At 59.3% G+C, this 14,926-nt stretch carries 12 protein-coding genes; 9 read left to right on the forward strand and 3 right to left on the reverse strand.

All coding sequences use genetic code 11. From position 1 onward, the window contains the following. Positions 1-71: 71 nt before the first annotated feature. On the forward strand, positions 72-2,354 hold the full coding sequence (locus IB246_RS14915) for a putative bifunctional diguanylate cyclase/phosphodiesterase (protein ID WP_032832815.1): 2,283 nt from the start codon (positions 72-74) through the stop codon (positions 2,352-2,354). Here the strand turns inward: IB246_RS14915 and IB246_RS14920 are convergent. Continuing rightward, positions 2,245-3,141: an NAD(P)-dependent oxidoreductase gene (locus IB246_RS14920; protein ID WP_008043602.1), complete on the reverse strand. Its 897-nt coding sequence runs from the start codon at positions 3,139-3,141 to the stop codon at positions 2,245-2,247. The genes IB246_RS14915 and IB246_RS14920 overlap by 110 nt on opposite strands. Positions 3,142-3,339: 198 nt before the next feature. On the opposite strand from IB246_RS14920, the gene IB246_RS14925 reads away from it, so the two are divergent. Then, a complete protein-coding gene (locus IB246_RS14925) occupies positions 3,340-5,541 on the forward strand; it encodes a hypothetical protein (protein ID WP_008034213.1) in 2,202 nt (733 codons plus the stop codon). Between the two features lie 1,081 nt (positions 5,542-6,622). On the opposite strand, the gene IB246_RS14930 is transcribed toward IB246_RS14925, so the two are convergent. Continuing rightward, positions 6,623-6,928 carry a DUF2288 domain-containing protein gene (locus tag IB246_RS14930; RefSeq protein ID WP_008043547.1) on the reverse strand — a complete coding sequence of 102 codons (306 nt, stop codon included), beginning with the start codon at positions 6,926-6,928 and terminating at the stop codon, positions 6,623-6,625. A 340-nt stretch (positions 6,929-7,268) separates the two neighbouring features. Between IB246_RS14930 and IB246_RS14935 the strand changes: the two genes are divergently transcribed. From IB246_RS14935 to IB246_RS14955, 5 genes are all read left to right on the forward strand, one after another. After that, positions 7,269-8,396: a branched-chain amino acid ABC transporter substrate-binding protein gene (locus IB246_RS14935; RefSeq protein WP_008034377.1), complete on the forward strand. Its 1,128-nt coding sequence runs from the start codon at positions 7,269-7,271 to the stop codon at positions 8,394-8,396. A 232-nt stretch (positions 8,397-8,628) separates the two neighbouring features. Next, on the forward strand, positions 8,629-9,552 hold the full coding sequence (gene livH, locus IB246_RS14940) for a high-affinity branched-chain amino acid ABC transporter permease LivH (RefSeq protein WP_008034378.1): 924 nt from the start codon (positions 8,629-8,631) through the stop codon (positions 9,550-9,552). Then, positions 9,549-10,805 carry a high-affinity branched-chain amino acid ABC transporter permease LivM gene (locus IB246_RS14945; RefSeq protein WP_008034379.1) on the forward strand — a complete coding sequence of 419 codons (1,257 nt, stop codon included), beginning with the start codon at positions 9,549-9,551 and terminating at the stop codon, positions 10,803-10,805. The genes livH and IB246_RS14945 overlap by 4 nt, the downstream gene beginning before the upstream one ends. Beyond that, positions 10,802-11,569: a high-affinity branched-chain amino acid ABC transporter ATP-binding protein LivG gene (gene livG, locus IB246_RS14950; protein WP_008034380.1), complete on the forward strand. Its 768-nt coding sequence runs from the start codon at positions 10,802-10,804 to the stop codon at positions 11,567-11,569. Before IB246_RS14945 ends, livG begins: the two co-directional genes overlap by 4 nt. Next, a complete protein-coding gene (locus tag IB246_RS14955; protein WP_008034381.1) occupies positions 11,570-12,271 on the forward strand; it encodes an ABC transporter ATP-binding protein in 702 nt (233 codons plus the stop codon). It begins immediately after the preceding gene. Positions 12,272-12,457: 186 nt separating this feature from the next. Here the strand turns inward: IB246_RS14955 and IB246_RS14960 are convergent, their stop codons facing one another. Then, positions 12,458-13,366 carry a LysR family transcriptional regulator gene (locus tag IB246_RS14960; protein ID WP_008034383.1) on the reverse strand — a complete coding sequence of 303 codons (909 nt, stop codon included), beginning with the start codon at positions 13,364-13,366 and terminating at the stop codon, positions 12,458-12,460. Between the two features lie 105 nt (positions 13,367-13,471). Here IB246_RS14960 and IB246_RS14965 point away from each other — a divergent pair, with 105 nt between their 5' ends. After that, positions 13,472-14,071 carry a short chain dehydrogenase gene (locus tag IB246_RS14965; protein WP_008034386.1) on the forward strand — a complete coding sequence of 200 codons (600 nt, stop codon included), beginning with the start codon at positions 13,472-13,474 and terminating at the stop codon, positions 14,069-14,071. A 159-nt stretch (positions 14,072-14,230) separates the two neighbouring features. Further along, the gene (locus IB246_RS14970; protein ID WP_008043544.1) at positions 14,231-14,884 is read left to right on the forward strand and encodes a COG3650 family protein; all 654 of its coding nucleotides are present in this window, start codon (positions 14,231-14,233) and stop codon (positions 14,882-14,884) included. The last annotated feature ends 42 nt before the right edge of the window (positions 14,885-14,926 follow it).

A 14,926-nucleotide genomic window follows, 5' to 3' on the forward strand; every position in this document is an offset into this window, starting at 1 on the left:
TTGTATGACCTCTATACTCCAAAGCATTCGCCAGCGTGCATGGCGCGGGCCGGGACAAGACGGGGCATGCTATGGAGTGGCTTGGTTTGCATTTTTTTACCGAGCTGGCCGCGAACGGGCAAGTTGTCCTCAATTGCACACATGATCCTTTTCTGGTGCTGCTGGCCTATCTGGTCGCCTGTGTGGGCGGCTTCGCCACGCTGGACATGGCCGAACGAGTCGGGCATTCGGAAAACCCGGCGTCACAACGGCTGTGGCGCTGGATCGGTGCCGGATGCCTGGCAGGCGGCATCTGGGCCATGCATTTCATCGGCATGCTGGCGTTTCAGGCGCCGGTCGAGATTCAATACGAACTGCCCGTCACCCTTGCCTCCCTGCTGATTGCCCTGTTCGCCTCGTGGCTGGCGATGCACACCCTCAGTCATCCTCACCTGAGCATCCGGCAGTACATCCAGGCGGCCATTTGCATTGGCCTGGGCATCGCGATCATGCATTACGTGGGCATGGCGGCGATGCGTTCGAATGCGATGACGTATTACGAACCGGTGCTGTTCATCCTTTCCATCGTCATCGCCATTGGCGCCAGCCTCGCGGCGCTGTTGCTGTCGAGTCGATTGCGCGAAGGCTCTGGCCTGCTCCATCAATTGGTCAAATTCAGCGCCAGCCTGGTGCTCGGGGCGGGCATTATCAGCATGCATTTCACCGGCATGGCCGCCTTCAGCCTGGTGCTGCCGACCGGCAGCCCGCTGACGTTGCCCGGTGACAACAATCACCTGCAACTGGGGCTGACGGTGGCGGTCATCACGCTGCTGATCATCGGCAGCAGCATCGGCGCAGCACTGGCGGACAAGAAACTGCAACACAAGGAACGCGACCTGCAACGGGTCAATACGCTGCTCGGCCAACTGGATCAGGCGCGCATGTCGCTGCAAGAAGTGGCGAACTATGACGCCCTGACCAACCTGATCAACCGCCGCGGCTTCAACCAGATCTTCGCCGAGAAGCTGCTCCAGAAAACCGATGAAGGCGGCATGCTCGCGGTGATGTTTCTGGACATCGACCACTTCAAGCGGATCAACGACAGCCTCGGCCACGACGCCGGCGACGAATTGCTCAAAGTCCTGGCCCAGCACATCAAGGGTTCGGTTCGCAGTCACGAAGATGTGGTGGCGCGTTTCGGCGGTGACGAGTTCTGCCTCCTCATCAGCCTGCGTGAACGCGAGGAAGCACGGGCCATGGCCCAGCGCATCATGCTGAAGATGAAGGAACCGATCGAGCTGTCCGGGCGGCGCATGGTCATGACCACCAGCATCGGCATCAGCCTGTTTCCGGAGGATGGCACCACCTGCGAGGAATTGCTGAAACACGCCGACCTGGCGCTGTACCAGTCCAAGGGCGGCGGCCGCAATGGCCTGAATTTCTTCAGCCCGAACCTGAAAACCCGAGCCACGCTGGAGCTGCAACTCGAAGAGGAACTGCGCCACGCCCTGCATGAAAACACCGGGCTGATCCTGCATTACCAACCGATTTTCGACTTGCAAACCGCACAGGTCAGCAAGCTGGAAGCGCTGGTCCGCTGGCAACATCCGGTTCACGGGCTGCTGACACCAGACCGCTTCATTGCCATCGCCGAGGCCAACGGGTTGATTGCCGAGCTGGACAATTGGGTTCTGCGCAAAGCCTGCGAGGACCTGAGCGAGTTGTCACGTCAGGGCTACGAAGAACTGCACATCGCCGTCAACTGCTCGCCGCTGAACCTGGCGCGCGAAGACCTCGCCGATGAAATCGAACACGCGTTGCGGGTTGCCGGAGTGGCGCCGCAGCGACTGGAACTGGAAGTGACCGAGAACGCGCTGATGGTCAACATCGCCAATTCGTTGGTGTTGTTGCGCCAGATCCGCGCCCTCGGCGTGTCGCTGTCGATCGACGAATTCGGCACCGGTTATTCCTCCCTCGCCTACCTCAAGCGCCTGCCGCTCAACTCGCTGAAGATCGATCGCTCGTTCATCCAGGACATTCCAAAATCGACTCAGGACATGGAAATCGTTCAGGCGATTATCGTCATGGCTCACACCCTGCATTTGCAGGTGATCACCGAAGGCGTCGAAACCCTTGAGCAATACGAGTTTCTCCAGCGCAACGGCTGCGATTTCGTCCAGGGCTACCTGCTCAGCCGCCCGGTGCCGCTGGCGGAACTGCGTCCGGTGCTGAGTGAAATCAACCATCGCCAACACGGGCACACGATCAGTCCGCTGAGTCCGGTTCGCGGTACAACTGCACCAGGGTCGACGGATCTTTTTCCAGGAATCCCTGGCTACCATGCAACCGCATCAATTGTGCGGCCAATCCGCTGATGGGCGTGGCCGAACCTTGCTCACGGGAAAATTTCACCGCGGTATCGAGGTCCTTGAGCAGCGTGCGCACGTGCCATTTCACCGGTTCAAAACGGCTTTCGGCCATTTGCGGGGCGAGGATCTGCAACGGTTTTGAATCGGCAAACCCGCCGGCGAGCGCTTCGGCAATCAGGCTGGCCTGCACACCGGAACGTTCGGCCAGCGCCACGACTTCGGCGATGACCAGCGCGTTACAGGCAACGATCATCTGATTGCAGGCCTTGGTCACCTGCCCCGCCCCGACCGCGCCCATATGAGTGACACGTTGGCCGAGGCTGAGCAGAACAGGCCTGGCACGCTCAAGGTCCGCCGCTTCGCCGCCCACCATGATCGCCAGGCTCCCGGCCTCGGCGCCGACAACGCCCCCGGACACCGGAGCGTCCAGCCAGCGCATGCCGGTCTGGCTGGCCAACTGTGCCGACATTTCCCGCGTCGCGGTGGGTTCCAGGCTGGAAAAATCCACCAGCAACTGGCCGCTTTTCCCACCTTCGGCCACTCCGCCCGGACCAAACACCACCTCGCGCACCACGGCCGTGTCGGCCAGGCACAACATCAGCACATCGGCGTGCCGACACAGCTCGGCAGGCGTGGCAACTTGTCGCGCACCCGCCTCGACCAGCGGCGCACATTTGGCAGGATTACGGTTCCATACAGTCAGCGAAAACCCCGCAGCCAGCAGGCGCCGACACATCGGCAGGCCCATAAGGCCGATACCGGCAAAACCCAACGAAGGTAGGGTTGACATCATTTGGCCTCCTTTTTCATTAAAGATCGCCAAATATTGGCCGATTCATCATGACTAAGGAAAGGATTCCCCCGAGTGATGTTCAGGCCCAGTCCCTGACGCTTGGGCCCAATACGCGCTGAAAAAAGACGCGAGAACCCATCCGTGATGGCTTGACGACACGTTGTCGTCCAGCCAACCAGCCCAGGTACATGGCGCACAATGACTTCTAAAAACAATCCGGCCACTGCGATATCCGATCTGACGCTGAGCCCCGCGGCGAACAGCCCCACGCCGTCGAAGCCATTGAGCCCCTCGCGCCCGTTGGCGACTCAGCAATACCTGTACTTCACCGAGACCAATACCGACCGCATCCTCGATAACCTCGACGGTCTGCGCGACATGGTGTTCCCGCGTCCGCCGCACCTGGAAGGCGATAACGAACAGCACAACGATCAGGAATTCCCGTCGGTGTGCCTGATCGGCCTCGGTCGCTGCGGCTCGAACATCGCGCTGGACGTCGCGGAGCTGGTGTACAACGCCCGCAAGTTCTACCTCAACGAATTCAACAACGAAGATCGCCTGTCGCCGGACAAGCGCTACGCCGAAAAGGGCTACAGCCCGGCCCAGTGGATCCGCAACAACCTGCGCCTGGGCCCGAACAAGGCCACCAAGCCGGTGTTCCTGGTCGAACCGCTGGTAATGCTCGGCGACCTCGACAAAGACATCGCCGGTCGCATCCGTTTCTCGCGCAAGGGCGAAAAAAGCGGCTTCCTGCGCGACTACAGCAAAATGAAAATCATGGACTTGTCGGAAGTCCACGCCGGTGGCGCCGGTAACGCGCCGATCCTCGGTCAGTACCTGGCCAAGATCATCCTGAACAAGGACACCCAGCGTTTCTCCAGCCCGGACTGGAAAATGATTCACTCGTACCTGATCGACAGCTGCGGCATCAAGGCCAACCAGTCGCGCCTGTACTTCTCGATCTTCAGTGCCGGCGGCGGTACCGGTTCGGGCATGGCATCGGAATTCGGCCTGGCCCAGCAGCACTCGTACATGAACAAGACGTTCGACACCAAGCCGATGGACGAGCACGACGGCAAAAGCGGTCATTCCTTCGTCTTCGAACCGATCTTCACCAGCGGCATCTGCGTGCTGCCGAACATTTCCGATCACCGCAGTGAAATGTCCGAGGCGCTGCACATCAACGCCGGTCGCCTGCTGTGCAAATACCTCTCGGAAGAATGGGACTTCTCCTACAACTTCGCCAACGAAGACAGCAGCGAAGCCAGCGTCATGGGCCGTATCCGCCCATGGAACGCGATGATGCTGATTTCCAACGACATCATGCGTTATGCCGAAGAAAGCGATGACGGCAACATCCAGAACATCGACGTCAACGCGATGGAAAAGCACGCCAACCAATACATCTCGCAGCAGATCTTCAACATTCTGACGGCGCAGGCGGTCACGACTGACTACGACCAGAACTATTTCCGTCGCGCCGGCATCGACATCGGCGAAACCATTCGCCTCGACGCCAACGACCTGTTCATGAGCCTGGCCGGCCCGGTGGCGATTGCCTACGCAGAATCCGTAGTGCCGGAAACCCCGCCGCCAAGCAGTGACAAGTTCAAGGTGTTCGAGAAAGAGCCGCAGCGCCTGAACATCGATGACCTGTTCTTCCGCTCCATCGACCTGCCGCACTTCAACAAAGTGACCCAGGCCATTGAAGGCATCAGCCTGCTGCCGATCGAGTCCAAGCGCTATCGCGCCTCGTTGGAGCAGTACAAGAATTCCGGTTACGACGCGGCCGCGTTGCACGACCTGCACTTCTTCAAGAACTGCTCGTCGGTGGTGTCGATTGTTTCGCTGCCGAAAGACTACAAGCTGTCGTACATGGACCTGAACCGGTTGAAGACTCACCTCAACAGCCTGTTCCCGAACACCACGCTCAAGCGTTATGCGCTGGTGATCGGCGCGTCGGCCAACTTGTCGCTGACCACCTTGATCGCCAAGAGCCCGTGCCTGTCGGACGACTTCCTGACGCTGATCGTGGCCTTCATCAAGCGCTGCTTCGCGAAGAACCCGTACCGCTTCGACGATACGCTGGACAACTCGATCCTCGACTTCATCATCAACGAAGACTTCAACGAAGAGCTGATCGACGACTTGCTGAACGAGTTCGAGAACCCGGCGAAGATCCTCGATACCAACTGGTATGCGATCAAACCGATGTACGAGAAGAAGTACCGCGAGCTGATCAACGACAAGGAAAAATTTGTCTCGATCAATGACATTCGCCTGTCGCGCGATTGCGTGAAGAAAGCGATCAAGTACCTGCGCGAGATCTACCGTCACCGGATTGGCAAGACCAAGGTTATTTCGCTTAATAACCATACGGGCAAGACGTTTACCGTCTGATCTGATGCCGCTCCTCAGGCTTTTAGATTCAAGCTTGGGGGGCATATCCGTTTTTTGGGTGATGGCGGATATTGGTTTCGCCCTTACGGCGAGTTACTTGGAAGAGCGCCAAGTAACCAAGCGCTCTTGCCCCACCACTTGGCACCTCGCCTAGGCTCGGTGTGCCCTCAACTCCGGCATTGCTCCGCGGGTCGCCGCGATGGGCCATCCCTGGCCCAGCGCGGCTAAACCGGCATCCTTGCCGGTTTCCCCGCTGCGCAATGCCTGCGTTCGGCCAGCGTGGTTAACGGGGCGCTTGCGATCAAAATCAAAAACGAGGCGGCCTTTGGGCCGACCGGGGCGTCAAGCGGGCGCGCTGCGCTTGTTTGACCGTGCTGACGCCGATCCCAAGTAGGAGCGAGCCTGCTCGCGAAAAACGCCCAGCCACCGCGCACATTCAGGCAGCCCGCGTCATCGTTAACGTCCATCGCCAGCAAGCCGGCTCCTACAGGGGATTGGTGTACAAGTCCGGAATGAGTGTACGAAACAAAGAAGGACAACGCGGACCACCAAAGAGCCAAGTCGGCTTTAAGGCCGCCTCGCGCGGTGTTGATCTGGCTTTTGATTTTGATCTGCTTGCCCCATGGGGAGGCCGAGTGGAGGTTCTGCGCAGTGGGCAACCCGGCATGGATGCCGGGCTAGCCGCCCCCGGCCATGGATGGCCGATGGCGGCGGGCCCACGGAGCAGGACCGAAGCGAGGGTATGCCGAGCCATGGCGAGGCACCGGACGAAAGGGGCAAGAGCCCTTGGTTACTTGGGGCTTTTCCAAGTGACTCGCCGTAAGGGCGAAACCATTAGCAGCCGTTACCGCAGTAATGGATATGTACACAACCCACGCCTCCCAGCCTGAATAGCCCCCCCAAATCCAACATCCAGAAACAATTAAGCAGCCCATCGGCTGCTCAATAAACTGTGCCCGTTACGTTTACGTCACCGTTATGCCAACTCCGCCTGTGGCCTTTCTCTACGGCAACATGCCATCACGCTACTCGGCTACACACTTTTCCCCGGCGAAGCGACGCACTCATTCGGTGCGCAACTTCACTTCGTCGCCCTTTCCTGGATCAGAATCCACGGCGAAACCACCACTGCCCACAACTCCGGATCACGTTCGAAAAGATCCAGCGCCCGCGTTTCAGACAGCTTGGCGACCGTGTCGGCGGCCAGCCAGGCAGCCACTTTCGTCCCTTCGTCCGTCGCCACAGCCTCGGCCACCGCGATCAAATCCAGACCGGGATCGACCCACAATAGGGCACCCTTGGCGAAGAAGGGCTCCAGCTCCTTCCAGGTAATAGATGCGGTTTCACCAAGCAGCTTGGCATAGAGGGTGCTAGGTTCTTGAGTCATGGGTCCTGTCCGGAAAAGAAATCGACGTGGATGATAACGTCGGTGGTCAGGCAGAAAAACCCGGATGCAATTGAGTTACCGATTGAAAACTGCAGGAAAGCCAAGGATTGCTGAGAATTCAGCTACAACCCCCGCCGCAATTCTGTCTTTTTCTTTCAAAAAAGCGACACCCTCAGGTTTTGCCCCCCGGCGCTGCCTTCCCAGGCTAACAATCGGCGCTCTACACTGTACCGGTACAGTTGCCGGGGGCATTTTCCGGAGGATATTCGAAGATATCTGACCCGGTTCTGCTGCTACGGCGCCAGGACTATAAAAACTACAACAGTAAGAGTGGAGCACTATGACTAAGGCTACTAAGCAGATTTCCAAACTGTTTGCCGCTATGGTTCTGGCCGGGGTTGCCAGCCATTCGTTCGCAGCTGACACCATCAAGATCGGCATCGCCGGCCCTAAAACCGGCCCTGTAGCCCAATACGGCGACATGCAGTTCAGTGGCGCCAAAATGGCCATCGAACAGATCAACGCCAAGGGCGGCGTAGACGGCAAGAAACTCGAAGCCGTTGAATACGATGACGCCTGTGATCCAAAACAAGCTGTGGCTGTCGCGAACAAGGTCGTCAACGACGGCGTCAAGTTCGTAGTCGGTCACCTGTGCTCCAGCTCCACTCAACCGGCTTCGGACATCTACGAAGACGAAGGCGTGATCATGATCACCCCGGCTGCCACCAGCCCGGACATCACCGCTCGTGGTTACAAAATGGTGTTCCGCACCATCGGTCTGGACAGCGCCCAGGGCCCTGCCGCCGGTAACTACATCGCCGATCACGTAAAACCGAAAATCGTTGCTGTCCTGCACGACAAACAGCAATACGGTGAAGGCATCGCCACCGCCGTGAAGAAAACCCTGGAAGGCAAAGGCGTCAAGGTTGCCGTGTTCGAAGGCATCAACGCCGGCGACAAAGACTTCTCTTCGATGGTCTCCAAGCTCAAGCAAGCCAACGTCGACTTCGTCTACTACGGCGGCTACCACCCAGAGCTGGGTCTGATCCTGCGTCAATCCCAGGAAAAAGGCCTGAAAGCCAAGTTCATGGGTCCGGAAGGCGTGGGTAACGACTCCATTTCGCAGATCGCCAAGGAAGCTTCCGAAGGCCTGCTGGTAACCCTGCCGAAATCCTTCGACCAGGATCCAGCCAACGTTGCTCTGGCTGACGCGTTCAAAGCGAAGAAAGAAGACCCGAGCGGTCCGTTCGTGTTCCCGGCCTACTCGGCTGTGGAAGTGATCGCCGAAGGTATCAAGGCTGCCAAGTCCGAAGACTCCGCCAAAGTGGCTGAAGCCATCCACAAAGGCACCTTCAAGACTCCTACCGGCGACCTGAGCTTCGACGACAAGGGCGACCTGAAAGACTTCAAATTTGTGGTTTACGAGTGGCACTTCGGCAAACCAAAAACTGAAGCCAAGCCTCAGTAAGGCGTTGCCTGACTGACTGCCAATAAAGCCCACGGCGTGCCGTGGGCTTTGTTTTACGAACGTATTGGGCCGCGCTGGCGTGATCCGCCAGTCTCCCCACCTGAAAATCTCAAAACCGTCATCAGCGGTTCGCTGGCAAACCTCGCGTTCGAAGTGGATGCAGATCCACGGGGCTCGAGCGGGAAAATGACTCCACCAGTGAAATGCGTATCAGGTTTTTAGGAGCGCTGTAATGCCTGACATCTATCACTTCTTCCAACAGCTGGTTAATGGTCTGACCATTGGCAGCACGTATGCCCTGATCGCCATCGGCTATACGATGGTTTACGGCATCATTGGAATGATCAACTTCGCCCACGGCGAGGTGTACATGATCGGTTCCTACGTGGCGTTCATCGCCATTGCGGGCCTGTCCATGATGGGACTCGACAGTGTTCCGCTGTTGATGACCGCCGCTTTCCTCGCGACCATCGTCGTGACCAGTGCCTACGGTTACAGCATCGAACGGATTGCCTACCGCCCCTTGCGCGGCAGCAACCGTCTGATCCCGCTGATTTCCGCCATCGGCATGTCGATTTTCCTGCAGAACACGGTTCTGCTGGCGCAAGACTCCAAGGACAAATCCATCCCCAACCTGATCCCCGGCAACTTCGCCATCGGGCCAGGTGGCGCACATGAAGTGCTGATTTCCTACATGCAAATCGTGGTGTTCGTGGTGACCCTGATCGCCATGCTCGGCCTGACGCTGTTCATCTCCCGCTCTCGCCTGGGTCGCGCCTGCCGCGCCTGTGCCGAAGACATCAAGATGGCCAACCTGCTGGGTATCAACACCAACAACATCATCGCCCTGACCTTCGTCATCGGTGCCGCACTGGCGGCCATCGCGGCCGTGCTGCTGAGCATGCAATATGGCGTGATCAACCCGAACGCCGGTTTCCTGGTCGGCCTCAAGGCCTTCACCGCAGCGGTACTGGGCGGTATCGGCAGCATCCCCGGCGCCATGCTCGGCGGGATCGTGCTTGGGGTGGCGGAAGCCTTCGGTGCCGATATCTTCGGCGACCAGTACAAGGACGTCGTGGCGTTCGGCCTATTGGTTCTGGTGTTGTTGTTCCGGCCTACCGGCCTGTTGGGCCGTCCGGAGGTTGAAAAAGTATGACTAGGAATCTTAAACAGGCGTTGTTCAGCGCCTTGCTGGTGTGGGCCGTTGCCTACCCGGTACTCGGTCTGAAGCTGACTATTGTCGGCATCAACCTCGAAGTCCATGGCACCAGCACTGCCACGCTGATCACCATCGCCGTGTGCTCGGTACTGATGTTCCTGCGGGTGCTGTTCGACCAGCAGATCAGCTCGGCCTGGAAATCCTCGCCCAACCTGCCGGTGATGCCGGCCAAGGCCAGTAATTTCCTGACCCTGCCGACCACCCAACGCTGGATCATCATCGCGTTGATCGTCGGCGCGCTGGTCTGGCCGTTCTTCGGTTCTCGCGGTGCGGTGGATATCGCCACGCTGGTGCTGATCTACGTGATGCTCGGCCTGGGCCTGAACATCGTGGTCGGCCTGGCTGGCCTGCTCGACCTCGGTTACGTCGGTTTCTATGCCGTCGGCGCCTACAGCTACGCATTGCTGTCGCACTACTACGGCTTGAGCTTCTGGATCTGCCTGCCGATCGCCGGCCTGATGGCGGCCACTTTCGGCTTCCTGCTCGGTTTCCCGGTCCTGCGTCTGCGCGGTGACTACCTGGCGATCGTGACCCTGGGCTTCGGCGAAATCATCCGTCTGTTCCTGCGTAACCTGACCGACATCACCGGTGGTCCGAACGGCATCAGCAACATCGAGAAACCGACGTTCTTCGGCCTGACTTTCGAACGTAAGGCGGCTGAAGGCCTGCAGACGTTCCACGAGTACTTCGGCCTGGAATACAACTCGATCAACAAGGTGATCTTTCTTTACCTGGTCGCGCTGTTCCTCGCGCTGTTTGCGCTGTTCGTCATCAACCGCTTGCTGCGCATGCCCCTGGGCCGTGCCTGGGAAGCGTTGCGTGAAGACGAAATCGCCTGCCGTGCACTGGGCCTGAACCCGACGATCATCAAGCTCTCGGCTTTCACCCTCGGCGCGTGCTTCGCCGGTTTCGCGGGCAGCTTCTTCGCCGCGCGTCAGGGCCTGGTGACACCGGAGTCCTTCACCTTCATCGAGTCGGCGACCATCCTCGCCATCGTGGTGCTGGGTGGCATGGGCTCGCAGCTGGGTGTCGTACTCGCCGCCACGGTGATGATCCTGTTGCCGGAAATGATGCGTGAGTTCAGTGAATACCGCATGTTGATGTTCGGCGCCTTGATGGTGCTGATGATGATCTGGCGTCCTCAAGGTCTGCTGCCCATGCAACGTCCTCACATGGAGCTGCGCAAATGAGCCGCGAGATCCTTAAAGTCGAAAACCTGAGCATGCGCTTCGGCGGCTTGCTGGCCGTCAATGGCGTAGCCCTGAGCGTGAAAGAGAAACAGGTCGTGGCACTGATCGGCCCCAACGGCGCCGGCAAGACCACCGTGTTCAACTGCCTGACCGGTTTCTACAAGCCGAGCGGCGGCAGCATCATGCTGGACGGCGAGCCGATCGAAGGCCTGCCCGGCCACAAGATCGCCCTCAAAGGCGTGGTGCGCACCTTCCAGAACGTGCGGCTGTTCAAGGACATGACGGCGGTCGAGAACCTCTTGATCGCCCAGCACCGTCACCTGAACACCAACTTCCTGGCGGGCCTGTTCAAGACCCCGGGCTTCCGCAAAAGCGAACGCGAAGCCATGGAGTTCGCCGAGTACTGGCTGGACAAGGTCAACCTCAAGGCGTTCGCCAACCGTCCGGCCGGCACCCTGGCCTACGGTCAGCAACGTCGCCTGGAAATCGCCCGCTGCATGATGACCCGTCCGCGGATCCTCATGCTCGACGAACCGGCTGCCGGCCTGAACCCGAAGGAAACCGAGGATCTCAAGGCGCTGATCAGCATGCTGCGTGAAGAGCACAACGTCACCGTGCTGCTGATCGAACACGACATGAAACTGGTCATGAGCATTTCCGACCACATCGTCGTGATCAACCAGGGCACGCCTCTGGCCGACGGTACGCCGGAACAGATCCGCGACAATCCTGAAGTGATCAAAGCCTACCTGGGGGAAGCGTAAATGCTGCAATTCGAAAACGTTTCCACCTTCTACGGCAAGATCCAGGCGCTGCACAGCGTCAACGTCGAAGTCCGTCAGGGCGAGATCGTGACCCTGATCGGTGCCAACGGTGCCGGCAAATCGACCCTGCTGATGACCCTCTGCGGTTCGCCGCAAGCCCACAGCGGCAGCATCCGCTACATGGGCGAAGAGCTCGTCGGCCAGAGTTCGTCGCAGATCATGCGCAAGAGCATCGCCGTCGTGCCGGAAGGTCGTCGGGTGTTTGCTCGCCTGACCGTAGAAGAAAACCTCTCCATGGGTGGCTTCTTCACTGAAAAGGGCGATTACCAGGAACAGATGGACAAGGTCCTCGGACTTTTCCCACGCCTGAAAGAGCGTTTCAATCAGCGCGGCGGCACCATGTCCGGCGGCGAACAGCAAATGCTCGCCATCGGCCGTGCGCTGATGAGCAAGCCAAAGCTGCTGCTGCTCGACGAGCCTTCGCTGGGTCTGGCGCCGATCATCATCCAGCAGATCTTCGACATCATCGAACAGCTGCGCAAGGATGGCGTGACGGTGTTCCTGGTTGAGCAGAACGCCAACCAGGCGCTGAAAATCGCTGACCGCGCGTACGTTCTGGAGAACGGCCGCGTGGTGATGCAAGGCACCGGTGAAGCGCTGCTGACCGACCCGAAAGTGCGCGAAGCGTACCTCGGTGGTTAAGCGTTTGCGGTAAACAAAAAACGGCCTTCGGGCCGTTTTTTTTGTGTCTGCCACAATCCCGAGAACGATAAATAACCCCTGTAGGAGCCGGCTTGCCGGCGATAGCGGAGTATCAGTCAACCTCTCTGTAGAATGTTAAACCGCGATCGCCGGCAAGCCGGCTCCTACAGGGGTTTGTGTGATCAGTCAGAGCCGATCCAACGCCTCCCCACTGCGCTTGAACCAGCCAATCAAGTAATCCGCCAGCACCTGCGTGCGCTTGGGCAACCCACCCTGATACGGGTGCACCAAATACATCGGCATGCGACGCGTCTGATAATCGCGCAAGAGCCAGCGCAAACGGCCGTCAGCCAATTCCGCCTGCAACAGGTAGGACGGCAGACGCGCAATGCCGGCGCCCGCCAGCGCGGCTTTTTTGAGCAGGCTGTAATGATTGCTGGCGAACGGCCCCGACACACGCACCCGCAATAATTCGTGCTGTTGGTGATACAGCCATTCTTCGCGGCCGCTGTAGTGGCTGTTGAGCAAACACTGGTGCTCAGCCAGGGACTGTGGGGTCAGCGGTTCGCCGTGTTGCTCAAGGTAAGCCGGGCTGGCGCAGGTCAGTTCGTGCCAGGCCAACAGCGGTCGCGCCACCAGACGCTCGTCATTGCCGACGTCGGAGCGAACCGCCAGATCAAAACCGTCGCGGGACAAGTCACGGTAATTGTTGCTGAGGTCGAGCTCGATCTGCACCTGCGGGTACTTGTGGGAAAACTCCAGCAGCAAGCCATCGAAGAAGGTTTCTCCCAACGATACCGGAACCGTCATACGCACCGGCCCTGCCATATCGTCCTTCAACCGCGCCAATGCCTGACGCGCCCGTTCCACTTGCACCACCAGCGCCTGGGCTTGCGGCAACAGCGCCGCCCCCGCCGCCGTCAGGCTCAAGCGGCGGGTGGTGCGTTGCAGCAGCACCACGGAAAACCGCGTCTCCAACAGGCTGATGCGCTTGGACAACTGGCCCTTGCTGCAACCCAGTTGTTGCGCCGCCAAGGTGAAACTGCCCGCTTCAATCAGCACTGCAAACGCCGCCAGATCATCCATCTCGCTCATGGATTGTTTCCATTAGAAAACCAAAGGTTGCCTATTAGCGCGCTTATCCACAGAAAAAACCACTCTAGACTGAAGCCACTTTCAACACACATGAGGATAAACAATATGAAAATTCTTTTGATTGGCGCAGGCGGCACCATCGGTTCGGCGATCGACAAGGAGTTGTCCGAGCGTCACGAGGTCATCCGCATCGGTCGCAACAGCGGCGACTTCCAAGTGGATATCAGCGACAGCGCTTCGATTCGCAAACTGTTCGAACAGACCGGCAAGTTCGACGCACTGGTTTGCGCGGCGGGCAACGTGACCTTCGCGCCGCTGAACGAAATGACCGCCGACAGTTTTACCCTCGGCCTGAACGACAAGCTGATGGGCCAGGTCAACCTGCTGCTGATCGGTCGCGAATTCGCCAATGACGGCGCATCGTTCACCTTCACTACCGGCGTGCTCAGCCACGACCCGATCCGCAGCGGTGCTTCGGCCGCACTGGTCAACGGTGCCATCGACAGCTTCGTGCGTGCCGCCGCGATCGAGCTGCCGCGCGGCCTGCGGGTGAACTCGGTGAGCCCGAATGTCCTGGTTGAAGCCATGGGCAAATACGCGCCGTACTTCCGCGGCTTCAAACCGGTTCCGGCTGTCGATGTGGCACTGGCCTACGCCAAAAGCGTAGAAGGCCTGCAAACCGGTCAGACCTTTCACGTCGGTTAAACAACACAATCCGTAGGAGCACGGCTTGCCGGCGAAGGCGTCCGTAAGATCGCCTTCGCCAGCAAGCTGTGCTCCTACAGGTGGACCAACACACCTCGGCAGGGTTGTGATGAACGGTCAGGCTGCGTAACGTGGCGGCTCTTGTCTGGAGAGCCAAAGATGCGTGTTGCCCGTTCCTTAGTCCTTGTTGCCGTGCTTCCACTGTTCGCGGCCTGTCAGTTGTTCGATGGGCCGCGTGAAAGTGCCTCCCACGTGGGCCAGACCCGAATGCAGGGTCAGTTGACGGCAGCCGATGGCAAGCTGTTGTTCCAGCCGTGCAATGAGCAGCGCAGTTTCGTGGTCAACGACACCGGCGGCACCAGCGTCCTGCAAGAGGCCGCAGGCCTCGCCGATGCGAAGGGCAAGCTGTTCGCCGACGTTCGCGGGCGAATCGTCGACAGTCGCCTCGATCTGGAGCAGTTGTACCGCGTCGAGCGCTCGGGCACCGCCTGCGGCGATCCGAATTTCAAACCGTTGATCCTGCGCGCCGCCGGCCACGGGCCCGAGTGGAACGTCAAGGTCAGTGGCAAAGGCATGGTCGTCGACCGTGCGGGCCAACCGCCCCTGGCCGTCCCTTATGTTGAAGAGCAACTGGGCGATGGCCGCTTCAACCTCAGCACCGAAGCCAATAACCAGCACATCGAACTGTGGGTCGCGCCGCAACGTTGCGTCGACAGCAGCACCGGCAGTGTTCAACACATGAGCGCCGAACTGCGCATTGATGGCCAGGTTCAGCGTGGTTGCGGGTATTTCGGCGGATCGCGCGACGACTGATCGTTTAAGCCTCACGGGACTCGGCTTTTGGGGCTTATAATC

Origin of the sequence: Pseudomonas sp. PDM01, from assembly GCF_014852325.1 — a bacterium.
Taxonomy (GTDB): Bacteria; Pseudomonadota; Gammaproteobacteria; order Pseudomonadales; family Pseudomonadaceae; genus Aquipseudomonas; species Aquipseudomonas migulae.